Raw genomic sequence first — 24,169 nt, forward strand, 5'->3', positions numbered from 1 at the left:
GGCGCACGTTGTGTGGTTCCTACAACGGAGTCCCGGCCGTGCCTGCCTAGACTGGGGCGATGACAGCGGCGGTCCGCGCCCCGAGGGGTTCGGGCCGCCCGGCTGGACTTGTATGAATGATCCAAGCGACGGAGGACCCGTGACCCTTCCTGCCCAGGCCGGCACCGGGACGAGCCCGGACGAGGCCGCACCGGACCTGACGACCACGGCAGGCAAGCTGCAGGACCTGGCCCGGCGCCGGGCCGAGGCGGCCCTGCCCGCCGGCCGGGCCGCCGTCGAGAGGCAGCACGAGCGCGGCAAGCACACGGCCCGCGAGCGCGTGGACCTGCTGCTGGACCCCGGGTCCTTCGTGGAGTTCGACGCCCTGGCGGTGCATCGCACCACGGCGTTCGGGATGGAGCGCAAGAGGCCGGTCGGCGACGGCCTGGTCTCCGGGTACGGCACCGTGGACGGCCGGCTGGTGGCCGTGTACTCCCAGGACTTCACGGTCTACGGCGGTTCCCTCAGCCAGGTCAACGGCGAGAAGATCGTCAAGGTCCAGGAGTTCGCCGCGCGCAACGGCTGTCCGGTGATCGGCATCAACGACGGCGGTGGCGCCCGCATCCAGGAGGGCGTGGCCTCGCTGGCGATGTTCGCGGACATCTTCCGCAACAACGTCATGTCCTCCGGGGTCATCCCGCAGATCTCCGTGATCATGGGGCCCTCCGCCGGCGGCGCCGCCTACTCCCCCGCACTGACCGACTTCATCATCATGGTCGACCAGACCTCGCACATGTTCATCACCGGGCCGGACGTCATCAGGACCGTCACCGGTGAGGACGTGGACATGGAGACCCTCGGGGGCGCCCGGCAGCACAACACGGCCACCGGCACGGCCGCCTACCTGGCCCCCACTGAGGAGGATGCCCTGGAGTACGTCCGGGAACTGCTCGAGTTCCTGCCGGCCAACAACCTGGCCGAGGCTCCCGCGGAGGCGTTCGTGGAGGAGCTCGAGGTCACCGACGAGGACCTCGAGCTGGACACGCTGGTGCCGGACTCGGCGAACCAGCCCTATGACATGCTCACCGTGATCGAGCACCTGCTGGACGAGGGCCACTTCCTCCAGGTCCATGAGCTCTACGCCCCCAACGTGATTACGGGCCTGGGTCGGATCGAGGGCCGGACGGTGGGGGTGGTGGCGAACCAGCCGATGCAGTTCGCCGGCACCCTGGACATCAACGCCTCGGAGAAGGCCGCCCGGTTCGTGCGGTTCTGCGACGCCTTCAACATCCCGATCGTCACCCTCGTGGACGTCCCGGGCTTCCTGCCCGGCACCGACCAGGAGTTCTCCGGCATCATCCGCCGCGGCGCCAAGCTGATCTACGCCTATGCCGAGGCCACCGTGCCGAAGCTGACGGTCATCACCCGCAAGGCCTACGGCGGGGCCTACATCGTCATGGGCTCGAAGAAGCTCGGCGCGGACGTCAACCTGGCCTGGCCGACCGCTCAGATCGGGGTGATGGGTGCCCAGGGCGCCGTGAACGTCCTCTACCGGCGCGAGCTGACGGCGGTGGAGACCGCGGGCGGGGACGTCGAGGCCAAGCGCGCCGAGCTCGTGGAGGACTACGAGGCCGAACTGCTCAACCCCTACCAGGCGGCCGAGCGGGGATACGTGGACGCCGTCATCACCCCGCCGAGACGCGCGTCCAGCTGGTACGCGGCCTGCGCGCCACGTTCCACAAGCGCGAGGCCCGGCCCGCCCGCAAGCACGGGAACATCCCGCTGTGACCACCACGCAAGGCACCACCACGCAAGGCACCACCACGGAGAGGAGCACCCTGGAGATGAGCACGCTGACGAACCACGGGACGGACACGGACACGGACACCGGCGAGGAGCCCACGGTGGTCATCCGCGGGACCCTGGACGCCGAGGAGACCGCGGCCCTGACCGCCGTCCTGCAGGCCCTGGCCGCCCAGGCCGGAGACCGGGGGAACGGGGACACCGGACCGGACGGCACGGACCGCACGCTGGACCGCCGCCGCCGGCTGGGCCTGTGGGCCCGCCCCGGTTCCGACTCCTGGAGGCACGCCGCCGGGGCGAGCTGACCGGTGCCGGGTCCCCGCCCCGGGCGGTGGGTCCGGGGCGGCCCAACCCTGTCTGCCCGGCGGGTGCCGGACCTATGATGTGGCCACCCCCGCGCGACACGCCGCGGCATCCAGCCTCCCGTGTCCTCCCCGCCGCACGCCTCATGAGACACCGGTTCCGTCCCACCACTCTCGACCGAGGATCCATCATGAAAACCCTGTCCCGCACGTTCACGGTGGCCGGATTCGCCACCCTGCTCACCGCCTTCGTCGGAGCCACGGCCGCCCAGGCCGCCACGAGCGCCACCCTGCCGGACGAGGGCACCCTGCTGGGTGACGGCGCCGGGGTCTCGCTCTCGGTCGACTTCGACTGCGACGCCGGCTGGTCCGCCAACGTCTGGGTCGAGGCCGCCCAGCGGACCGGCGGGGACAAGGTGGCGACCGGCATGGGGTACTCCACGACCGTCGAGTGCGCGGCCGGCGAGGAGTCCGTCGACGTGGTGCTCCTGGCCGCCGGGGACTACCTCGCCTTCGAGGAGGGTGACGCGGTGGTCCGGGTCTCCGTGTCCGCGTGCGGCACCGAGACCTGCGACCAGGCCGTGGCGGCCGGGGTGATCGCGTTCAGCGAGGACGACAACCACGACGACGAGTGAGCGCCCTCGCGCGGTCCTGGCCCGCGCGACGGCGAGCGGGGGTCACGGCGGGGCCCACGGGCCCGCCGTGACCCCCGTCGTAGACCCGCCGTGGCCTGCGCCACCTGGTCGACTACGCTCGGAGGGGTGAACGCAGCGCACGAGAACCAGCCCACCGCCTCCGCGGGCGCCACCGGCCTGACCCGCCGGCCCAGCGCCATCGACGAGCTCGCAAACCGCTACTTCGCGGACACCCTCGCGTTGAACCCGGAGGAGGCCACGGCCCTGGGCCACCCCGGCCACGAGACCGAGTACGCGGACTACTCCCCGGCCGGCACCGCCGCCCAGGACGACCTCGACCGCCGGGTCCTGGCCGACCTCGACGCCCTGCACCCGGCCGACGAGGTCGACCGGGTCACCGCCGCGGCGATGCGCGAGCGGATCGGACTGCAGCGGGAGATCACCGCCACGCAGCGCACGGAGCTGAACAACCTGGCCTCCCCCGCCCAGGGGATCCGCGAGATCTTCGACCTCATGCCCACGGACACCGCCGGGCACTGGGAGCACGTCGCCGGACGCCTGGCGAACCTCCCGGCCGCCCTGGAGGGCTACCGCGCGTCGCTGCTGCACTCCCGGGACGCCGGTCAGGTCCCGGCCCGTCGCCAGGTGGACATCGTCATCGAGCAGGCCGAGGCGCACTCCGCCCCCGGGGGCTTCTTCCCGGGCCTGGTCGAGCGGGCCCAGGCGGCCGGCGTCGTGCCCTCGTCCCTGCTGACCGAACTGGAGGGCCGGGCGCTGCGCGCCGGGGAGGCGTACCGGTCCCTGGCCACGTTCCTGAAGGAGGAGCTGCGCGAGGCCGCCCCGGAGCGTGACGCGGTCGGGAGGGACTACTACGCCCTGGCCTCCCGGGAGTTCCTCGGGGCCAGCGTGGACCTCGAGGAGACCTACCAGTGGGGCCTGGAGGAACTGGCGCGGATCGTGGCCGCCCAGCGGGCCGACGCCCAGGCCATCCGCCCCGGGGCGGGCATCGAGGAGGCCCGGCAGGTGCTCAATGCCGACCCGGCCCGGCGCCTGGAGGGCACCGGTGCGCTCAGGGACTGGATGCAGGCCACCTCGGACGCCGCACTGGAGGCGATGAGCGCCTACTTCGACGTCCCGGCGCCCATGGACCGGATCGAGTGCATGATCGCCCCCACCCAGGAGGGGGGCGTGTACTACACCGGTCCCTCGGAGGACTTCTCCCGCCCCGGCCGGATGTGGTGGTCCGTGCCCGCCGGCGAGGACTCCTTCACCACGTGGGAGCAGAAGACCACGGTCTACCACGAGGGCGTGCCCGGCCACCACCTGCAGGTCGCCACGGCCATGCTGAACCGGGAGGAGCTCAACGACTGGCGGCGCAACGCGCTGTGGACCTCGGGTCACGGCGAGGGCTGGGCCCTGTACGCGGAGCGGCTGATGGAGGAGTTCGGGTTCCTCCAGGACCCGGGAGACCACCTCGGGATGCTCGACGCCCAGCGGATGCGGGCGGCCCGCGTGGTGTTCGACATCGGCGTGCACTGCGGCTTCGAGGCCCCGGCCGAGTACGGCGGTGGCACCTGGACCCCGGAGGCCGGCTTCGCCTTCCTGCAGGAGCACATCAACGACACCCCGGGCCAGGTACGGTTCGAGTTCATCCGCTACCTCGGCTGGCCCGGCCAGGCCCCGGCCTACAAGATCGGCCAGCGCATCTGGGAGCAGATCCGTGCCGAGCACGCCGCCCGCGCCGGCCACGCGGGCGGGACCTTCGACCTGAAGGACTTCCACACGCGCGCGCTGCGCCTGGGGTCGATGGGCCTGGACACCCTGCGCGAGGCACTGGCATGACCGTCCCGCCCGCCGCAGCCGCACCCCGGCTCGTCCTGGCCTCCGCCTCCCCGGCCCGGGCGCGGATCCTCGAGGCCGCCGGGATCGGGTTCACCGTGGTGGTCTCAGAGGTCGACGAGGACGCGGTCACCGAGGCCCACCCGCTGGCCGGACCGGCCGAACTCGCCCTGCTGCTGGCCCACGCCAAGGCGGAGGACGTGGCCACGCGCCCGGAGGCCGCCGGGGCCCTGGTGCTGGGTTGCGACTCGGTGTTCGAGCTGGACGGGACCGCCTACGGCAAGCCCTACGAGCAAGGGGTCGCGCGGGAACGCTGGCGGTTGCAGTCTGGACGCACCGGACAGCTGCACACCGGGCACTCGCTCATCGACACCAGCCACCACGCCACGGCCGGGCTCCACGGGCCCGATGCCGGCAGCGCACCGTCCGCGACCGCGCTGGCGACCGCCTCGGTCACCTTCGCGGACGTGACGGAGGCGGAGATCACCGCGTACGTCGGCTCCGGGGAGCCGCTGCAGTGCGCGGGGGCGTTCACCATCGACGGCCGGGGCGCCGCCTTCGTCTCGGCCGTGCACGGGGACCCGAACGCCGTGATCGGGGTGTCCGTCTCGACGCTGCGCGGCCTGCTGCACCAGTTGGGCTGGTCCATCACCGACTTGTGGGATTCCTACAAGTGAGGGCGGCCGACGCGGGGAAACCGCGCCGGATCCTGTAGGAATCCCACGGCCCGGTCTAGGCTCGGGCAGGTGAGCCTGCAGCCGGTGTCCGGTACGGACCGACAGGCTCCTGACGCGAACCGCTTGTGAAGGAGTCCCCGCCCGATGCCCCAGACGACGCCGAACGCCACCACCGCCCCGCGCCGCTTCTCGCGGGTGCTGGTGGCCAATCGCGGGGAGATCGCCGTCCGGGTCATCCGGGCGGCCCACGACGAGGGGCTCACGGCCGTGGCCGTCTACGCCGAGCCGGACCGCGATGCGCTGCACGTGCGGATGGCCGACGACGCCATCGCCCTGGGCGGGGCGAGCGCCGCCGAGTCCTACCTGGCGCAGGAGAGGATCCTGGCGGCGGCCAGGACCGCCGGCGCGGACGCCGTGCACCCGGGCTACGGGTTCCTGTCCGAGAACGCCGACTTCGCCCGGGCGGTCGAGGCCGCCGGGCTGGTGTGGATCGGCCCCCCGCCGGCCGCCATCGAACGGCTCGGGGACAAGGTCTCGGCCCGGCACCTGGCCCAGGAGGTCGGCGCCCCCCTGGTCCCCGGGACCGCCGACCCCGTGGCCGACGCCGACGAGGTGCTGTCCTTCGCCGACGCGCACGGCCTGCCCCTGGCCATCAAGGCGGCCCACGGCGGCGGCGGCCGGGGCATCAAGGTGGCCCGGACCCGCGAGGAGGTCCCGGAGCTGTTCGAGTCGGCGGTGCGCGAGGCCACGGCAGCCTTCGGCCGGGGCGAGTGCTTCGTGGAGCGCTTCCTGGACGCGCCCCGCCACGTGGAGACCCAGTGCCTGGCCGACCACGCGGGCACCGTGGTGGTGGTCTCCACCCGCGACTGCTCCCTGCAGCGCCGCAACCAGAAGCTCGTGGAGGAGGCCCCCGCCCCGTTCCTCACCGCCGAGCAGCAGCAGCGGCTGTACGCCGCCTCCAAGGACATCCTGCATGCCGCCGGCTACGTGGGCGCCGGGACGTGCGAGTTCCTCGTCGGCGCGGACGGCACCATCTCCTTCCTCGAGGTCAACACCCGGCTGCAGGTGGAGCACCCGGTCTCCGAGGAGGTCACGGGGCTGGACCTGGTCCGCGAGCAGTTCCGGCTGGCCCGCGGTGAGGAGCTCGGCTACCGGGACCCCGAGGTCCGGGGCCACTCCCTCGAGTTCCGCATCAACGGGGAGGACGCCGGCCGGGACTTCATGCCGGCCCCCGGCACCCTGACCCGGTTCCGGCTGCCCTCGGGTCCGGGCGTGCGCGTGGACACCGGCGTCGAGGAGGGCGAGACCATCAGCGGGAACTTCGACTCGATGATCGCCAAGCTCATCGTCACGGGCGCCACCCGCGAACAGGCCCTGGAACGCTCCCGGCGGGCGCTGGCGGAGATGCAGGTCGCCGGCATGCCCACCGTGCTGCCGTTCCACCGCGCCGTGGTGGCCGATCCGGCGTTCGCCCCGCGGGACGGATCCGCCTTCACCGTGCACACGCGGTGGATCGAGACCGAGTTCGAGAACACCATCGAGGCGTTCGCGGCACCCGTCGCCGCCTCGGACCAGCCCGGGACGGAGGACCGCCGCTCGGTGACCGTCGAGGTCAACGGCAGGCGCGTGGAGGTCACGCTGCCGGCCATCCTCGGCGCCATCTCCACCGCGGCGGGCAACGCCCGGGCCGGCAGCCGGCGCCGCAAGGCCCGCGGAGGCCGCGGCGTGACGGCCGCGGCCACCGACGGGGACACGCTCACCTCACCGATGCAGGGCACCATCGTCAAGGTCGCCGCGGGGGTCGGTGACACCGTGGCCGAGGGGGACCTCATCGTGGTGCTGGAGGCGATGAAGATGGAGCAGCCGCTCACCGCCCACAAGTCCGGCACGATCACCGAGCTGGCGGCCGCCCCGGGGGCCACGGTGACGGCGGGCGCCGCCATCGCCGTCATCGGGGACTGACACCGGGGACCAGAACTCCGCCGGCGTCCAGAGCGTCTCAGGATGTGGACGGACTGTCCGCATGCTGACCATGCGCATAGGATGGTGGGGCCGTAGAACCCGCACCGGCCCTCCCGCTCACCGCACCGGGCCCGCCCCGTCGGCCCCGGGCCGCCGGTCCCGCCCGTTCACGCGGCCATCATCATTGCCTTCCCGAGGAGTCTTGCCATGCCCGCTGACCTGTCCACCGACGGTCCGGCCTCGCCGGAACCGGTCGACGCCAAGGACGACGGCACCGCCGAGCTGGGTGTCCCCCGCTCGCGCGTGGTGCTGGCGTCGCTGATCGGGACCTCGATCGAGTTCTACGACTTCTACGTCTACGCGACCGCGGCCGTCTCGGTCTTCCCGTTGATCTTCTTCGCCTCGGGGGACGAGGGCGCCGCCCTGCTCGCGTCCATGGCGACCTTCGGCGCCGCCTTCGTCGCCCGGCCCGTCGGCTCCGTGCTGTTCGGCCACTTCGGCGACAGGATCGGGCGCAAGGCCACCCTGATCGGCTCCCTGCTGACCATGGGCATCGCCACGTTCCTCATCGGCCTGCTGCCGACCTACTACCAGATCGGCCTGTGGGCCCCGGCCCTGCTGACCATCCTGCGCTTCTGCCAGGGCCTCGGCCTGGGCGGTGAGTGGTCCGGGGCGGCCCTGCTGGCCACCGAGACCGCCAAGGAGGGCAAGCGCGCCTGGGCGGCGATGTGGCCCCAGCTCGGCGCCCCGATCGGCTTCCTGCTGGCCAACGGCCTGTTCCTGATCCTGACCCTGGCCTTCAACCACGACTCCACGAACCCGGACATGGACGGGCCGTTCCTGACCTGGGTGTGGCGCCTGCCGTTCCTGCTCTCGATCCTGATGGTCGCCATCGGCATGTACGTCCGCGTGCGCCTGCAGGAGACCCCGGTGTTCCGCCGGGCCGTGGAGAACGACGAGCGCGTCAAGGCGCCCCTGGGCGAGGTGTTCCGGAAGAACTGGTGGGAGCTCATCCTGGGCACCTTCATCATGCTGGCCACCTACGTGCTGTTCTACCTGATGACGACCTGGATCCTGTCCTACGCCATCGGCAACCCGGAGAAGACCGGCGGGCTCGGCGTGCCCTACTCCGACTTCCTCGTCCTGCAGCTGATCGGCATCCTGTTCTTCGCGGCGTTCGTACCGGTGGCCGGCCTGCTCGCCGACCGGTTCGGCCGCAAGCCGACCCTGATCGTCATCACCGTGCTGCTCCTGGCCTTCGGCCTGACGTTCGGCTGGTGGCTGAGCGCCGAGTCCATCGGCCAGGGCACCGACCTGAACAGCGTGCAGATGATGCTGTTTCTCATCGTCGGCATGACGCTGATGGGCCTGACCTTCGGCCCGATGTCCGCCGTCCTGCCGGAACTGTTCCCGACCAACACCCGGTACACCGGTTCCGGCGTCGCCTACAACGTCTCCTCCATCCTCGGTGCGGCCCTGACGCCGTTCGTGGCCGCCTGGCTGGTGCAGAACTACTCGGTGGCCCACGTCGGCTACTACCTGGCCTTCGCCTCCGTGCTGACGCTGGTCGCCCTGGTGCTGGCGCCGGAGACGAAGACCAAGTCGTTGGACTCCGACAGCGCCCAGTCCCGGGCCATCGCCGAGGAGATCGTCTCCGAGCCGTGATCGGCTGATCGCCTCCCAGCACGACGCCGGCCCGGCACCTTCCCACGCGAGGGTTCCGGGCCGGCGTCGTGTCCGGCAGACCAGCCCTGCCGGCCCGCCGGTGGCGGGTGCTAGCCTGCGGCCATGGTCGAGCACAAGGCCGGCGATCCGGGGGTGACCCTGCGGTTCCTCGGCGGAGCCGACACGGTCACCGGCTCGCGGTTCCTGGTCGAGACGCCCTCCACGCGCGTGCTGGTGGACTGCGGGATGTTCCAGGGCCTGAAGGTGCTGCGGGAGCGCAACCGGGCCCCTTCCCCGTCCGGCCGGACTCGATCGATGCGATCGTCCTCACGCATGCGCACCTCGACCACACCGGGTATGTCCCCGCCCTGGTGCGCGACGGCTTCCGCGGGCCGGTCTACGCCACCCCGGGAACGACCGACCTGGCCGCCATCATGCTTCCGGACAGCGGCTATCTCGCCGAGGAGGAGGCCCGACGCGCGGCGCGCTACGGGTACTCCAAGCACGCCAGGCCCCGGCCGCTGTACACGGCGGCGGACGCGGAACGGTCGTTGGAGAGCTTCGTCCGCGTCGACTTCGACGCCCCGCGGGAGCTGGGCGAGGGCGTCCGCTTCACGATGATCCCCGCCGGACACATCCTCGGCGCCGCCGGCGTGCGTCTCGAGGCCGGCGGGCGATCGGTGCGCTTCACCGGTGACCTCGGACGCCAGCACGACCCGCTGATGCTCCCGCCACGGCCCCTGGAGCAGGCCGACGTCCTGGTGACCGAGTCGACGTACGGCGACCGGCTCCACCCGGACCAGGCCCCGGAGGACGTCCTGGCCGACATCGTGACCCGCACGGCGCAGCGGGGCGGTGTCGTGCTGATCCCCGCGTTCGCGGTGGGACGCACCGAGACGGTCCTCTACCACCTCTCCCGGCTGCTGGAGGGCGGACGGATCCCGGACATCCCCGTGTACCTGAACAGCCCGATGGCCATCGACGCGGCGGCCATCTACCAGCGCTATCCCCAGGAGCACCGCCTGGACGCGCGCGCACTGCGCCGGATGTACGGGCTCGCCCGGCTCGTCCGCGATCCGGACGAGTCGAGGCTGCTCAACCTGCGCGGCGGGCCGATGATCATCCTCTCCGCCAGCGGCATGCTCACGGGCGGACGGATCCTGCACCACGTCGTCGCCTACGGATCCGACCGGCGCAATGCCATCGTCCTCACGGGGTACCAGGCCGTGGGGACCCGCGGCTCCGCGCTGCTCAGCGGCGCCGACTCCCTGCGCATCTTCGGGGCCGACGTCCCCATCCACGCGGAGGTGGTGTCGATCGACGGCATGTCCGCGCACGCGGATGCCGACGAACTGTTCTCCTGGATCGCCGCCGCCCCCCGCCCGCCGGACGTCGTCTACCCGGTGCACGGGGAACGGGTGGCCTCCGATGCCCTGCGCGCCCGGCTGCAACGCTCCCTGGGCTGGCGCGCGCGCACGCCCGAGCACTTGGAGCGCGTGCGGATCTGACACGATCCGGAGCCCCGGCACCGGGCGGTGCCGGGGCGGTGCGGGTGTCCGGTCGAGGGGGGCCGTGGGATGTTCACAGCGCGCCGTGGCCATACCTACCATGGGCCCGTACCCGGGCCCATGGGCCGTCCGTGATCCTCCGGAGCGTGCCCGCCCACACCACCGAAGCACTGGAGGACGGACATCATGAGCGACCTGCTGAGGCGCGGCCACTTCCCCGAACGCCGCATGCCCTTCGACATGCCGGAGACCTTCCGGCGGCTGTTCGAGGGCGAACTGGACAAGGGCATGATCCGGGTCGAGGAGGAGGCCCGCGAGAACGAGTTGTGCATCCGTGCCGAACTGCCCGGGATCGACCCGGACCAGGACATCGACATCAGCGTGGCCGAGGGCATGCTGACCATCAGCGCCGAACGCCGCCAGGAGGAGCGCCACGAGGACAAGGAGGGGTTCCGCTCCGAGTTCCGCTACGGGTCCTTCTACCGGAGCCTGCCCCTGCCGGCCAACGCCACGGCCGAGGACATCAAGGCCTCCTACAAGGACGGGGTCCTGGAGATCACCGTTCCGGTCCCCACGCCCCCCGCGGAGGACACCACCGGTCGCAAGATCCCGATCAACCGCGCCTAGGACCGCGCCGGATCCCGGCGTCCCACGAAGGAGGAGTCCCGCATGAAGGCCATGGTCTACGGCGGACCGGGGCAGAAGTCCTGGACCGAGGTCCCCGACCCGTCCGTCCAGCAGCCCACGGACGCCATCGTGGAGATCGAGACCACGACGATCTGCGGCACCGACCTCCACATCCTCAAGGGCGACGTCCCGGCCGTCCGGCCGGGGCGCGTCCTGGGCCACGAGGGAGTCGGCCGGGTGGTGGAGACGGGACCGGCCGTGACCGGGGTGGGCGTCGGGGACCGGGTACTGGTGTCCTGCATCTCCTCCTGCGGCCGGTGCGCGTACTGCATCGCCGGGCTCAACTCCCACTGCCTCGGACCGGAGGGGCAGTCCGGGATCGGGTGGGTCCTGGGCCACCTGATCGACGGCACCCAGGCCGAGTACGTGCGGATCCCCTATGCGGACACCTCCCTGCACCGGCTCCCGGACAGTGTCTCCAACACGCAGGGGACCATGCTCTCGGACATCCTGCCCACCGGTTTCGAGATCGGCGTGCGGTACGGCCAGGTCCAGCCCGGGGACACGGTCGCCGTGGTGGGCGCGGGTCCGATCGGACTGGCCGTCATCCTCACCTCGTCCCTCCACGGTGCCGCGCGGGTCTTCGCCCTGGACCTGGAGGAGACGCGCCTGGAGCTGGCCCGGTCCTTCGGCGCCACGGAGACGGTCCTGACGTCCTCACCGGACTGGCGCGCCGTCGTGGACGACCTGACCGAGGGACGCGGAGCAGACGTGGCCGTCGAGGCCGTCGGTGTCCCCGAGACCTTCCAGATGGCGCTGGACCTGGTCCGGCCGGGCGGCCACGTGGCCAACGTGGGCGTCCACGGCGCACCCGTGGAGTTCCACCTCGAGGACCTCTGGATCCAGAACCTCACCATCACCACCGGGCTGGTCAACACGAACACCACGCCCATGCTGCTGCGGCTGGTGGCCAGCGGACGGCTGCCGGCCGAGCAGTTCGCCACCCACCGGTTCACGTTCGACGACGTCATGGACGCCTACGACACCTTCGCCCGCCCGGCCGAGACCAAGGCGCTGAAGGTCGTCATCACGAGGTGATCGCCCGGGGGCCGTCCACGGGCCGCATCTGCCCGTCCCCGCTCGCCACCCGGCTCACCGACGGCGGCCGCGGAGGAAGTACAGGACGGGGCCGACGAAGTTCAGGGCGATGACCACGGCCCAGACCCCCTTGCGACCGTTGACCTGGCCGGCCGGCCGGCGGGCCAGGTCCGCCCATGCCGTGACGGCCAGGGACACCTGGACCGAGGCCAGGGTCAGGACCCCGGCCTGTTGACGCGGGCTGAGGTCACGCCACCTCCGGTGCGCGCGCATCACGGCACCCGGGGATCCGGCCCCGTGGAGGACGGCCGCGACCCGGCCGGCCCGCCGGGCGGACCGGCCCCGGGGGCTGCCTGTTGCTGCGCGACGGAAACCGGTTCCACCGGGCCCTGGTCGAGCCGGAACGGTGGATACTCGTCCCGCAGCAGCAGGACGTACGCCGAGACCCGGTACGTCCAGCGGTTCAGGCCCACGACGAAGTCGAAGAGCCCGGTGCTGTACCTGCCGGTGAACAGCAGGGCGACGGCCGCGACGAGGATGAGCACTCCCAGCAGCGAGAAACCCCAGCCGAGGCCCGAACCGCCCGCGTAGTAGCCCCAGCCGATGCCCGAGCCACCCGTGAAGATACCGACGATGAGCAGGTGGGGGATGGCCAGCAGCCACCACTTCACCAGCACCAGTCCGTGCGACAGGCGGTCCGGGTAGGCCACGTCCAACCCGGCCGGATAGTCGGCGCGGGCCAGGGTGAACGGCGGGTACCGGTCCGTGCCCAGGGCCGAGTATCCGTAGAACCCTACCCGCCACGACCAGCGCAGCACCCCCACCGTGAAGGCGAACCAGCCCCGCGGATACCGGCCGGTGAACAGGATGGCGATCCCGGCCGCGACCGTGGTCACCAGCAGCGCGAACCACAGGAGGGCGAGAACGATGTAGTGCGGGATCGCCAGCAGCCACTTGACCAGCCACAGCCAACGGGACACCGGCGGGTCCAGTCGGCCGGTGAAGCGCACTGGGGATGCGCCCCTCGGCAGACGCCCGGACCCGGGAACCGACGCCGGAGCCGCACCGGGCCCCTGCCGGCGGCGATCCCTCCCGACGCGCGCCGCGGGCTCGATGTCCCGGCCCAGGCCCGTTGTCCCGAGGAGCACCAGCGGAATGCCGGTGACAGTGCTGATCAGGCCGGCCCACAGCAGTCCGTTGCCGACCGGGCCGATCAGCTGGGAGCGGGCCCCGGCCTGCAGGTCCACCCAGACCGGCCGGTCGGCGTTCGCGTTCATCACGACGAGGGTCCACCGCCCCGGTTGCGGGGCGAACGTGATCTCCTGCGGCCCGGCGCCCGATGCGGAGACGGCCCAGAAGTCCTCCTCGACCGGCGGACCCGGCCGGCGATCGCCGGGCGTGACCGGCACGTCGTCGCGCATCCTGCCCGAGTCCCAGTCCCAGTCGTCGGGATACGCGTCCGGGATGCTGCGGGGCCAGGCCCGGGGCGCGTCCCAGTCGGTGGCGAGCAGGAGCGAGCGCGGGACATCGGCCAGGTACTCCCGGACATCAGTCTCCTCAGCGATGCCGACGAAGACCACGTCCTGCGGGACCACCGGGCTGGCCCGCAATTGCACGCTGCCGAGGTCCGAGAGGTCCACGGTTCCGGACGTGACGGGCTCACCGGCGTCGATCACCACGGCGGGACTGACCATGGCGTAACCGGCGCTGCGGTACCTCTCGGTGTCCCCCAGCAGGTAGCGGCCGTCCTGCTGGGCGGCATCGGCGCGGAGCAGGACCGCACCACCGACGGTGAGTCCCAGGCCCAGCATGCCCAGGAGCACGCCGAGGACGAGCAGCACCCAGTGGCCCGGTCTCATCCGGGTGGACGGTGAGGGGTCCGGGACGGAGGGCGCCGTAGGCGGTGCGGGATAGGCGGTCATCGCGATCACCTCGAGACGGACTGGGCCGGATGGCCCGGACTCTAGTGGCTGCCCCGTCCCCAGATCCAGAGCCGCCCGCCGCCCCCGGGGCGCCGCGCCGGACCGTCCCGCCGGCTACAGGTGGACGTGCAGCCGCCGCGCGGCCTCCGAGATCGAGCCGGACACCGAGGGGTACACGGTGTAGGTGTTGGCCAGGTCATCCACGTGGAGCTTGTGGGTGACCGCCAGGGCCAGGGCATAGATCAGCTCGGAGGCCCGGGGGGCCACCACCACGCCACCGATCACGGTGCCGGAGCCCTTGCGGGCGAAGATCTTGACGAAACCGTGGGTGACGTTCTGCATCTTCGCCCGGGGGTTGGTGGCCAGGTCGAGCTTGATGGTGTCCGCCTGGTACTTGCCGGAGGCGATCTGGGCCTCCGTGACCCCCACGGTGGCGATCTCGGGCGAGGTGAAGATGTTCGAGGAGACCAGGTGGGGCTGGAACGGCTTGACGGCATCACCCATCAGGTGGGCCACGGCCACCCGCCCCTGCATGGCGGCCACGGAGGCCAGCGCGAACACCCCGGTGCAGTCGCCGGCGGCGTAGATCGTGGGCACCGAGGTGCGGGAGACGCCGTCGACCGCGACGTGCCCGGAGTCGGTGAGCCGGACCCCGGCCTCCTCCAGCCCGATGCCGGCGGTGTTGGGCACACCGCCCACGGCCACCAGGCAGTGGCTTCCCTCCAGCACCCTGCCGCCGGTCAGGTGCACGCGCACGCCGTCCGCGGTGCGCTCGACGGACTCCGCGCGCGTCTTGCCGATCACGGTGACGCCGTCCTCGACGAAGGCGTCCTCCAGCACCGCCGCGGCGTCCTGGTCCTCCCCCGGCAGCACCCGGTCACGGGACGAGACCAGGGAGACCCGGGCGCCCAGCAGGTTGTAGGCGGAGGCGAACTCGGCACCCGTCACCCCGGAGCCCACCACGATCATGTGCTCGGGCACCTCGGTCAGGCTGTAGACCTGGGTCCAGTTGAAGATCCGCTCACCGTCCGGCCGGGCCGTCGGCAGCTCCCGGGGATCCGCACCGGTGGAGACGAGGATGGCGTCGGACTCGATCGTCTCGGTGCCCGCGGGCGTGGTGGCCTCGACGGTCGTGGGGCCCGCCACGCGTCCCTCGCCGATGATCACCCGGACGCCCAGGCGCTCCAGCGCCCGATGGATGTCCCGGGACTGCTGCAGCGCCAGGGCCAGCAGGCGCTGGTCCACGACCTTCATGTCCGCCTTCGGCACCGACTCGCCCAGGGTGACCCCGAGTCCGGAAGCGCGGCCGGCGCGGCGCATCGAGTCCGCCGTGGCGATGAGGGTCTTGGAGGGGACCACGTCGGTCAGCACCGCCGAGCCGCCCATGCCCTTGCGCTCGACGACGGTCACCTTCGCCCCGAGCTTGGCGGCCACCATGGCGGCCTCGTAGCCGCCCGGCCCGCCGCCGATGATCGTCAGGGATGGATGGGGGATGATCTGGGTGCTGGTCACGGTCCCCATTCTGTCCAACCGCGGGGGATTGTGGAAACCGCCCGGCCGGCCACCGCGGCCCGGCCGGGATGGCCCCGGTGACCGCCGCGTAGGATATGCGACGTGACGGACCCTTCCACGAACCTCCTGCCCACCGACTCCTCCCCCCTGGTCGGCGACCACCCCGGTTTCGACGAGGCCCGCCGGGCCGCGGTCGCCCTCGCGCACGCCACCGAGGCCGGGCTGACGGGCCCGGACAGCCACCGGATCGCCGTCGTGCTCGGGTCCGGCTGGGGCGGGGCCGCCGAGCTGATCGGCGAGACCACCCACACCGTGCCCACCGCCGACCTGCCCGGCTTCGCCGCGCCCAGCGTCCCCGGCCACAACCCCACGGTGCGCTCCGTGCGGCTCACGGACGGCCGGCGGGCACTCGTGTTCGGCTCGAGGACGCACTACTACGAGCACCGCGACGCCGGCGCCGTGGCGCACACGGTCCGCACCGCCGCCGCTGCCGGCGTGGAGACGGTGGTGCTCACCAACGGCTGCGGTTCACTGGTCCCCGAGTGGGGTCCCGGAACGCCGGTGCTGGTGGCCGACCACATCAACCTCACGGGGGCCACCCCCTGGCCGGTGCCAACTTCGTGGACCTGACGGACCTGTACTCCCCGCGGATCCGGGACATCGCCCGGTCGGTGGACCCGGGCCTGCCCGAGGGCGTCTACGTGCAGTTCGCCGGGCCCCAGTACGAGACCCCCGCCGAGGTCCGCTACGCCAAGGCGATCGGCGGCGACCTGGTCGGGATGTCCACCGCACTGGACGCGATCGCCGCCCGGCACGCCGGGCTGGAGGTCTTCGGGATCTCGCTGGTGACCAACGCCGCGGCCGGCTTCAGCGGCGAGCCGCTCAGCCACGACGAGGTGGTCCAGGCCGGCCGTGACGCCGGCCCCCGGATCTCCGCCCTGCTGGCCGGGATCATCGAACGCATCTGAGAACGCGGAAGGGCAGGACATGACTGACACCCCGGGACCGGATCCGGAACTGCTCGCCGCCGCGGAGGACTGGGCCCGCCAGGATCCCGACGACCGCGACCGCGCGCTCCTGGAGGCCGAGATCGTCGCCGCGCGGGCCGGGGACCCGTTGGCGACCGCCTCCCTGACCAGCCGGTTCGCCGGCCCGCTGGCCTTCGGCACCGCCGGGCTGCGCGCCGAGGAGGGCCCCGGCCCGGCGCGGATGAACCGTGCCGTCGTGCGGCGCACCGCGGCCGGCCTGGCGCGCTACCTGCTGGCCCGGCTCGGTGACGCCCGGGGTGCCGGGGCGGACGCCGCCCGCCCGCCGCGCGTCGTCGTCGGTTACGACGCCCGCCGCGGCTCGGAGCGATTCGCCCTGGACTCGGTGGCCGTCTTCGCCGCCGCCGGCCTGGAGGCGGTCCTGATGCCACGGCCCCTGCCCACCCCGGTGCTCGCCTTCGCCGTGCGGCACCTGGACGCCGACGCCGGCGTCATGGTCACCGCCAGCCACAACCCGCCGGCCGACAACGGCTACAAGGTCTACCTCGGCGGGCGGATGACGGACGAGGCCGGGCGCGGGGCACAGATCACCACCCCGTCCGACGCGCAGATCGCCGGCCACATCGACCACGCCGCCCGCCTGGAGTCCATCCCGCTGGCCGCCGACGGCTGGACCGTGCTGGACGAGGGCATCGTGGGCGCCTACCGACTCGCGGCCCGCGTGGTCCTGGCCACCCCGGACCACTCCGTCACCGTCCCCGCGCGGCACCTGGACGTGGTGTACACCCCCCTGCACGGCGTGGGCGGGGCGGTGCTGCCCGACCTGTTCGAGGACGCCGGCTTCGCCCGGCCCTACGTGGTGCCCGAGCAGGCCGAGCCGGATCCCGCGTTCCCCACGGTCGCCTTCCCCAACCCCGAGGAACCCGGCGCCATGGACCTCGCGCTCGCCGCGGCGGCCGAACGCGGCGCCGACCTGGTGATCGCCAACGACCCCGACGCCGACCGGCTGGCCCTGGCCGTCCCGGTCCCGCAGCGCCCGGACCGGGCGGGCACGGGCGGGCCGGGCTGGCGCATGCTCACCGGTGACGAGGTGGGCGTGCTGCTCGGCCACCAGCTGATCGACCGGCTCCGTCCGACCGGGGCCGTGATGGCCAGCTCGGTGGTGTCCTCCCGGCTGCTGTCCCGGCTCGCCGCGGAGCTCGGCGTGACCCACGAGACCACGCTGACCGGTTTCAAGTGGATCGGCCGGGTCCCCGGGCTGGGCTACGGCTACGAGGAGGCGCTGGGGTACTGCGTGGCCCCGGACCTGGTGCGGGACAAGGACGGGATGACGGCGGCCCTCGTGGCCGCCGAGATGGCGGCCTCGCTCGCGGCCGAGGGCCGGACCCTGCTGGACGTCCTGGACGCGATCGCCCTGCAGTTCGGCGTGACCGTGACCGGCCAGCTCTCCCTCCGGGTGGCGGACACGGCCCTGCTGGAGGCGATGATGACCCGGCTGCGGGTCACGCCGCCCACCAGCCTCGCCGGTCATGACGTCACCGCGGCGGTGGACCTGTCCCAGGGCTACCGCGGCCTGCCGGCGACCGATGCCCTGATGTACACCACCGCGGACGACTCCCGGGTGGTCGTGCGCCCCTCCGGGACCGAGCCCAAGCTCAAGTGCTACCTGGAGGTCGTCCGTCCGGTCGACTCCGCGGCCGACCTGCCCGCGGTCCGCGCCGAGGCCGGCGCCGCCCTGGAGCAGCTGGAGCGGTCCGTGGCCGAGGCCCTGGGCCAGTAGGCTGGAGCCCATGGATCTCGCCCAGTACATCGACCACACCCTGCTCAAGCCCCAGGCCTCCCGCCAGGACATCCTGGACCTGTGCGCCGAGGCCGCCGCGGCGAAGGTGAAGAGCGTCTGCGTGAACCCCGTGTGGGTGTCCACGGTGCACGAGGCCCTGGCCGGCAGCGGCGTGCTCACGTGTGCCGTGGCGGGATTCCCGCTGGGCGCCACCACCACCGCCGTCAAGGTGTCCGAGGCCGCCGGTGCCGTGGCCGACGGTGCAGATGAGGTGGACATGGTCATCGACATCGCCGCCGCCCTGGCCGGGGACCGCGCCGCCCTCGTGGCGGACATCGGTGCCGTGGCCGAGGCGGTGCACGCAGGCGGGGCGATCCTGAAGGTCATCATCGAGACCTGCCTGCTGGACGACGCCGCCAAGGAACTGGCCTGCCGGGCCGCCGTCGAGGCCGGTGCCGACTTCGTCAAGACCTCCACCGGCTTCTCCACCGGGGGCGCCACCGTCGAGGACGTCGCGCTGATGCGCCGCGTGGTGGGGCCCGAGGTGGGGGTCAAGGCCTCCGGCGGCGTCCGCACCCGTCAGGACGCCCTGGACATGATCGACGCCGGCGCCACGAGGATCGGCGCCAGCTCCGCCCTTGCTATCCTGAAGACGAGCTGACGCAGGGGCCCGTCCCGCGTCGGCAATCGCTCGCACCAGTACTGAGGAGACATCGTGATCGTCAACGGCAAGCCCAAGAGCTACTCGGGCCAGGGCAACTTCTGGGGCAACATCCTGGTGACGGCCGTCTGCTTCGCCCTGTTCGTCGGTTCCCTGTACGCCATGGGCTGGTGGGACTTCGAGAGCGTCTGGATCCCGGGCATCGCCGCCCTGGTCCTGGCCACGCTCGCCTACATCATCCCCCAGGGGGTCATCGGCCGCGGTGACACCGTGGACCACGAGGCCATCCACGCCGAGACCACGGTCGCGCGCCGCGGCCACTGAGCCGACGTCCCGGGCACCGGGACCGGAGGGCCCCATCCCCCACCCAGACACCTCGGCCTCGCCGGCCACCAGACGTCCACGCCGGAACACCGGCGTGGACGTTCTGCGTATCGTCTCCATCGCCGCCGTCGTCCTCGGCCACGCCTACGGGCCGCGGCTGCCCGGCAGCGAGTACCTGGAGATCTGGCGGATGCCGCTGTTCTTCTTCCTGACCGGGTACTTCTGGACCCTGGGCCGGCCGTTCGCCCACGAACTGCGCGCCCGCTGGAAGACCCTGGCGATCCCCTACCTGGTCTGGGCCGTGATCATGAGCGTGCCGGCCTGGCTGTGGACCCGCGGTGCCCCGGCCGAGTTCTGGCCCCTGATGGCCAGCGGCTGGTACGGGGGCTCGGACCAGACCCCGCCGTGGTGGGCCTTCTGGTTCATCTCGGTGCTGTTCTTCGTGACGCTGCTGCGCCGCTGGCTCGAGTACTTCCCGCCGTGGGTGGCCTGGGCGGTCTCAGTGGGCGGCCTGCTGCTGGCCATGATCCCGGACTCGTTCCTGGGCCGGACGCCGCTGGGGATGGGACTGGCCCTGCCCTGCCTGTTCTTCGTCCTGGCCGGTGAGCTGTTCCGCTACCAGGTCCAGCCCCGGATCACCCGGCACCGGGCCGTGACGGGAACCTGCATCCTGCTGCTGGGCCTGCTGGCGGTGCGCCTGGGCGTGGAACCGCTGAACATCAAGTTCGCCGGGTTCGGGCATTTCCTGCTGAGCCCCGTGGTGGGCACGGCCATGGCCGCCGGCCTGGTGCTCGTGTTCGGCACGGTGGTGGACCGGTTCGTCCGTGATGCGGCGCCGGCGGTCAATGCCCTCGTGCGCACCGGCACCGTGGTGGTGCTGTTCCACGGGTGGCTGTTGCAGACCCTCGTGGCCCATGGCGTCCTGGACGACACCGCGAAGTTCGTCCTGTGCCTGCTCATCAGCTGGTCCGTGGGCCTGCTGATCAACGCCACCCCGCTGTCCCCGTGGCTCGCCGGCGTCCCGGCCCCGGACTGGTGGGCCCGCTGGCGGGCCCACCGCGAGTACTTGGCGGGCCGGCACCACTAGGCCGCCGACCGCACTGCGCGACCGGCGGACCCGGGCGGCCGGCGCCCCTAGGCGGCCGGCTGGTCCGGCAGGAAGATCGCCTTGAGCACCTGGGCGGCCCAGTCCAGCAGGGGCAGGTCCACGAGGTCCTTGCCGCCCACCGGCGCGGTCTTGGGCCGCGGGATCATCACCGCGTTCAGCGCCGGTTTGACCGAGGCCCCCTTGTACATGCGCTTCAGCCGCATCTCCCGGGACTCGGGCAGGTCCGCCGGGCCGAACTTCACGTTCTGGCCCATCAGCATGACCTCGGTGACGCCTGCGGCCCGGGCGGCGTTGCGGAACCGCGCCACGGCCACCAGGTTCTGTGCGGCCGCGGGCAGCTCGCCGTAGCGGTCCTGCAGTTCCTCCACCACCGCGTCGACCGCGGCGTCGTCGTTGGCCTGGGCCAGGTTGCGGTAGGCCTCCAGCCGTAGCCGCTCCCCCGGCACGTAGTCGTGCGGCAGGTGGGCGTTGATCGGCAGCTCCACCTTGACCTCGGCGGGGGCGGTCTCCTCCCCGCCCTTGAAGTCGGCCACGGCCTCCCCCACCATCCGCAGGTACAGGTCGAACCCGACCCCGGCGATGTGCCCGGACTGCTCGCCGCCGAGCAGGTTGCCGGCGCCGCGGATCTCCAGGTCCTTCATGGCCAGTTGCATGCCGGAGCCGAGTTCGTTGTGCGCGGCCACGGCCTTGAGCCGTTCCAGGGCGGTCTCCCCCAGCGGTTTCTCGGCGTCATACAGGAAGTAGGCGTAGGCGCGGTCCCGGCCACGGCCCACCCGCCCGCGCAACTGGTGCAGCTGGGACAGGCCGTAGGCGTCGGCGCGGTCGATGATCAGCGTGTTGGCGTTGGCGATGTCCAGGCCGGTCTCGATGATCGTGGTGGAGACCAGCACGTCGAACTTCCGCTCCCAGAAGTCCACCATCACCTGCTCCAGCCGGTTCTCGCCCATCTTGCCGTGGGCCACCACCACGCGCGCCTCGGGGACCAGCTCGCGGATCCGGGCGGCCACCTTGTCGATGGACGAGACGCGGTTGTGCACCACGAACACCTGGCCCTCGCGCATCAGCTCGCGGCGGACCGCCGCGGTGACCTGCTGGTCCGTGTACGGGCCCACGTAGGTCAGCACCGGGTGCCGTTCCTCGGGGGCCGTGGCCAGGGTGGAGGTCTCCCGGATCCCCGTCAGGGACATCTCCAGGGTGCGCGGGATGGGGGTGGCGGACATGGCCAGCACGTCCACGTTGGTGCGCATCGTCTTCAGCGCCTCCTTGTGCTCCACCCCGAAGCGCTGCTCCTCGTCCACGATGACCAGCCCCAGGTCCTTGAACCGGATCTCCTTGGACAACAGCCGGTGGGTGCCGATGACCACGTCCACCGAGCCCTCGGCCATCCCGTCGAGCGTCTCCTTGGACTCCGCGGCGTTCTGGAACCGGGACAGCGCCCTGACCTTGACGGGGAAACCGGCGAACCGCTCGGTGAAGGTCTCGTGGTGCTGGCGGGCGAGCAGCGTCGTCGGGACCAGCACCGCCACCTGCTTGCCGTCCTGGACGGCCTTGAAGGCCGCCCGGACCGCCACTTCGGTCTTGCCGAAGCCGACGTCGCCGGAGATCAGCCGGTCCATGGGGACCGCTGCCTCCATGTCCTGCTTGACCTCGTTGATGGTGGTGAGCTGGTCCGGGGTCTCGATGAACGCGAAGGACTCCTCGAGCTCGCGCTGCCACGGGGTGTCCGGGGCGAAGGAGTGGCCCTTCGAGGCCATCCGGGCCGAGTACAGGCGGATCAGTTCCCCGGCGATCTGCTTGGTCGCCTTCTTCGCCTTGGACTTGGTGGAGGCCCAGTCCGAACCGCCCATCTTGGACAGGCTCGGCGCCTCCCCGCCGACGTACCGGCTCACCTGGTCCAGCTGGTCCGTGGGCACGAAGAGCCGGTCCCCCGGCGCCCCACGCTTGGACGGGGCGTACTCGAGCACGAGGTACTCGCGGTAGGACTCTCCCGTGGCCGAGCTGCCGGCGCCCCCGGCCGTCCCGGCGCCGGCCACCTTGCGGCGCTGCAGTTCCACGAACCTGGCGATGCCGTGCTGGCTGTGCACCACGTAGTCGCCCTCGGTCAGGCTCAGCGGGTCCACCGCGTTGCGGCGCTTGCGGGCCAGGGTCTTGGTGGCACCGCGCGGCCCGGAGACCCGGTTGCGCCCGAACAGGTCCTGTTCGGTCAGCAGGGCCACCTTCGCCTGCTGCATCGCGAAGCCGGAACCGGCGACGGCGGTAGTGATGGTCACCTGCCCGGGCTGCGGTTCGGCGGGCACGGTCTCCACCACGACGGCGGGCAGTCCGGACTCGCCGAGCAGCTCGGCCAGCCGCCGGGCCGGGCCGGGCCCGTCGGTGGCCACGACCGCCTGCCAGCCCTCGGCGCACCGCTGGCTGACGTGCTGGATCATGGCGTCCACGTCCCCGTGGAAGCCGCGCGGTTCGGTGAACGCGGTGCGCAACGCGGAGGCGTCGGGGAGCAGTTCGACGTCGGCCCCCAGCGCGGTGAGCTGCCACCAGCCCTGGAAGCGCCCCAGCGCGGTGGTCCGGGTCTCCGCGAGGGTGGCGAAGCCGCCCGCCCCGGCCTGGCCGGTGTCCGCGCCCGGCCCGCCCAGCGCGGTGATGTCCACCGGGGCCGCGCCGCCCTGGGAGGCGGAGGCCCAGGCCGCGGTGAGGAACTCCTCGTTGGTGTTGAGCAGGTCGTCGGCGCGGTGCCGGACCTTCTCCGGTTCCACCAGGACGGTCAGCGAGTCCTCGGGGAGCAGTTCCAGGAACGGGACCATGCCGTCCGCGAGCACGGGCGCCAGGGACTCCATGCCCTCCACGGCGATACCCTCGGCGATCCGCTCGAGCATGTCCACGGCGCCGGGCAGGGACGGCTGGAGGTCCCGGGCCCGGCGGCGGACGGAGTCGGTCAGCAGCAGCTCCCGGCACGGCGGGGCGTACAGCGTGGTGGGGTGGCCGGAGCCGTCACCGGTGGCGTCCTGCAGCGAGCGCTGGTCCGCCACGGAAAAGTACCGCATCTGCTCCACGGTGTCCCCGAAGAACTCGATGCGCAGCGGGTGGGCCTCGGTGGGCGGGAAGACGTCCAGCAGCCCGCCGCGCACGGCGTACTCCCCGCGGCGCGAGACCATGTCCACCCTCGAGTAGGCGGCGTCGGCCAGGGCCTGGACCACCGCGTCGAAGTCGTGGTCCTCGCCCACGGAGATGCGCACCGGGGTCAGGTCGCCGAGCCCGGCCACGAGGGGCTGGAGTACCGAGCGGACCGGGGCGGTGACCACGGCCAGGGGCGGCCGGCCGGCCTCGCCGGGGTGCGTCAGCCGGCGCAGCACCGCCAGGCGGTTGCCCACGGTGTCCGAGCGCGGCGAGAGCCGTTCGTGCGGCAGGGTCTCCCAGGACGGGAAGTGGGCCACCGTCTCCGGGTCCATCCAGCCGGCCAGGTCGGCGGCGAGGTCCTCGGACTCCCGGGAGGTCGCGGTCACCAGCAGGACGACGCCGGGCCGGTCCAGGCCCCGCCCGGCGTCCTGGGGGACCCCCGGCATCCCGCGGTGCGCGCCGGCGAGCATGGCCGCCAGGGGCGCCCGGGCGCCGTCGGGCAGGCTGATCTCGAGGTCCTCGGTGCGGTCGGCTCCGGTCCGGCCGGCGGAGACGACGGCGGCGGCGACGGACGGGTCCTGCAGCAGGGCGGGGAACAGCCCTGCCAGCGGGTGGGGTGTGGTCATTCATCCCAGCATAGTTGCTCCGATAGGCTCGACTCCGGCGT

Annotated in this window: 17 protein-coding genes and 2 pseudogenes; 15 read left to right on the forward strand and 4 right to left on the reverse strand. The window is 72.5% G+C overall.

Features of this window, described 5'->3' with window-relative positions; translation table 11 throughout:
• Nucleotides 1-112 precede the first annotated feature (112 nt).
• The 10 genes and pseudogenes from CITRI_RS15885 to CITRI_RS0101945 all read left to right on the forward strand — a co-directional run bounded on the left by CITRI_RS15885 (nt 113) and on the right by CITRI_RS0101945 (nt 12,095).
• A pseudogene (locus CITRI_RS15885) lies at nt 113-1,767 on the forward strand (acyl-CoA carboxylase subunit beta).
• A 56-nt stretch (nt 1,768-1,823) separates the two neighbouring features.
• Nucleotides 1,824-2,087: an acyl-CoA carboxylase epsilon subunit gene (locus CITRI_RS0101905; protein ID WP_083843224.1), complete on the forward strand. Its 264-nt coding sequence runs from the start codon at nt 1,824-1,826 to the stop codon at nt 2,085-2,087.
• 188 nt (nt 2,088-2,275) lie between these two features.
• Nucleotides 2,276-2,719, forward strand: coding sequence for a hypothetical protein (locus tag CITRI_RS19540; protein ID WP_029138965.1), 444 nt, complete (start codon nt 2,276-2,278; stop codon nt 2,717-2,719).
• Between the two features lie 126 nt (nt 2,720-2,845).
• The gene (locus CITRI_RS0101915) at nt 2,846-4,561 is read left to right on the forward strand and encodes a DUF885 domain-containing protein (RefSeq protein ID WP_010142867.1); all 1,716 of its coding nucleotides are present in this window, start codon (nt 2,846-2,848) and stop codon (nt 4,559-4,561) included.
• Nucleotides 4,558-5,235, forward strand: a complete 678-nt coding sequence (locus CITRI_RS0101920; RefSeq protein WP_010142869.1) for a nucleoside triphosphate pyrophosphatase — start codon at nt 4,558-4,560, stop codon at nt 5,233-5,235. The genes CITRI_RS0101915 and CITRI_RS0101920 overlap by 4 nt, the downstream gene beginning before the upstream one ends.
• 144 nt (nt 5,236-5,379) lie before the next feature.
• A complete protein-coding gene (locus tag CITRI_RS0101925; protein ID WP_010142871.1) occupies nt 5,380-7,197 on the forward strand; it encodes a biotin carboxylase N-terminal domain-containing protein in 1,818 nt (605 codons plus the stop codon).
• Nucleotides 7,198-7,404: 207 nt separating this feature from the next.
• Nucleotides 7,405-8,862, forward strand: a complete 1,458-nt coding sequence (locus tag CITRI_RS15890; RefSeq protein WP_010142872.1) for an MFS transporter — start codon at nt 7,405-7,407, stop codon at nt 8,860-8,862.
• Between the two features lie 107 nt (nt 8,863-8,969).
• On the forward strand, nt 8,970-10,370 hold the full coding sequence (locus CITRI_RS15895) for an MBL fold metallo-hydrolase RNA specificity domain-containing protein (RefSeq protein ID WP_369732060.1): 1,401 nt from the start codon (nt 8,970-8,972) through the stop codon (nt 10,368-10,370).
• Nucleotides 10,371-10,556: 186 nt separating this feature from the next.
• The gene (locus CITRI_RS0101940) at nt 10,557-10,997 is read left to right on the forward strand and encodes an Hsp20/alpha crystallin family protein (protein WP_010142875.1); all 441 of its coding nucleotides are present in this window, start codon (nt 10,557-10,559) and stop codon (nt 10,995-10,997) included.
• Nucleotides 10,998-11,039: 42 nt separating this feature from the next.
• A complete protein-coding gene (locus tag CITRI_RS0101945) occupies nt 11,040-12,095 on the forward strand; it encodes a zinc-dependent alcohol dehydrogenase family protein (RefSeq protein ID WP_010142876.1) in 1,056 nt (351 codons plus the stop codon).
• A 54-nt stretch (nt 12,096-12,149) separates the two neighbouring features.
• Here the strand turns inward: CITRI_RS0101945 and CITRI_RS0101950 are convergent, their stop codons facing one another.
• The 3 genes from CITRI_RS0101950 to CITRI_RS0101960 form a co-directional block, all read right to left on the reverse strand.
• Complete coding sequence (locus CITRI_RS0101950; RefSeq protein WP_010142877.1) at nt 12,150-12,368, reverse strand: PLDc N-terminal domain-containing protein; 219 nt, start codon at nt 12,366-12,368, stop codon at nt 12,150-12,152.
• Nucleotides 12,368-14,017 carry a DUF4389 domain-containing protein gene (locus CITRI_RS0101955; protein ID WP_141565897.1) on the reverse strand — a complete coding sequence of 550 codons (1,650 nt, stop codon included), beginning with the start codon at nt 14,015-14,017 and terminating at the stop codon, nt 12,368-12,370. The genes CITRI_RS0101950 and CITRI_RS0101955 overlap by 1 nt, the downstream gene beginning before the upstream one ends.
• Nucleotides 14,018-14,131: 114 nt before the next feature.
• Nucleotides 14,132-15,538 (reverse strand): NAD(P)H-quinone dehydrogenase, encoded by a 1,407-nt coding sequence (locus CITRI_RS0101960; RefSeq protein ID WP_010142879.1) that lies wholly within the window; start codon nt 15,536-15,538, stop codon nt 14,132-14,134.
• A gap of 117 nt (nt 15,539-15,655) precedes the next feature.
• Here CITRI_RS0101960 and CITRI_RS15900 point away from each other — a divergent pair.
• From CITRI_RS15900 to CITRI_RS0101985, 5 genes and pseudogenes are all read left to right on the forward strand, one after another.
• A pseudogene (locus CITRI_RS15900) lies at nt 15,656-16,497 on the forward strand (purine-nucleoside phosphorylase).
• Nucleotides 16,498-16,516: 19 nt separating this feature from the next.
• Nucleotides 16,517-18,295 (forward strand): phospho-sugar mutase, encoded by a 1,779-nt coding sequence (locus CITRI_RS0101970; protein WP_010142883.1) that lies wholly within the window; start codon nt 16,517-16,519, stop codon nt 18,293-18,295.
• Nucleotides 18,296-18,305: 10 nt separating this feature from the next.
• Nucleotides 18,306-18,956 (forward strand): deoxyribose-phosphate aldolase, encoded by a 651-nt coding sequence (gene deoC, locus CITRI_RS0101975; RefSeq protein WP_010142884.1) that lies wholly within the window; start codon nt 18,306-18,308, stop codon nt 18,954-18,956.
• A 54-nt stretch (nt 18,957-19,010) separates the two neighbouring features.
• Entirely contained in the window at nt 19,011-19,280 is a 270-nt protein-coding gene (locus CITRI_RS0101980) for a hypothetical protein (protein ID WP_010142885.1), read from the forward strand.
• Nucleotides 19,281-19,374: 94 nt separating this feature from the next.
• Complete coding sequence (locus CITRI_RS0101985; protein ID WP_010142886.1) at nt 19,375-20,367, forward strand: acyltransferase family protein; 993 nt, start codon at nt 19,375-19,377, stop codon at nt 20,365-20,367.
• Between the two features lie 47 nt (nt 20,368-20,414).
• Here the strand turns inward: CITRI_RS0101985 and mfd are convergent, their stop codons facing one another.
• Complete coding sequence (gene mfd, locus CITRI_RS0101990) at nt 20,415-24,128, reverse strand: transcription-repair coupling factor (RefSeq protein ID WP_010142887.1); 3,714 nt, start codon at nt 24,126-24,128, stop codon at nt 20,415-20,417.
• Nucleotides 24,129-24,169: the final 41 nt, after the last annotated feature.

Source organism: Citricoccus sp. CH26A, from assembly GCF_000224415.1.
In the GTDB taxonomy this organism is placed as follows: domain Bacteria; phylum Actinomycetota; class Actinomycetes; order Actinomycetales; family Micrococcaceae; genus Citricoccus.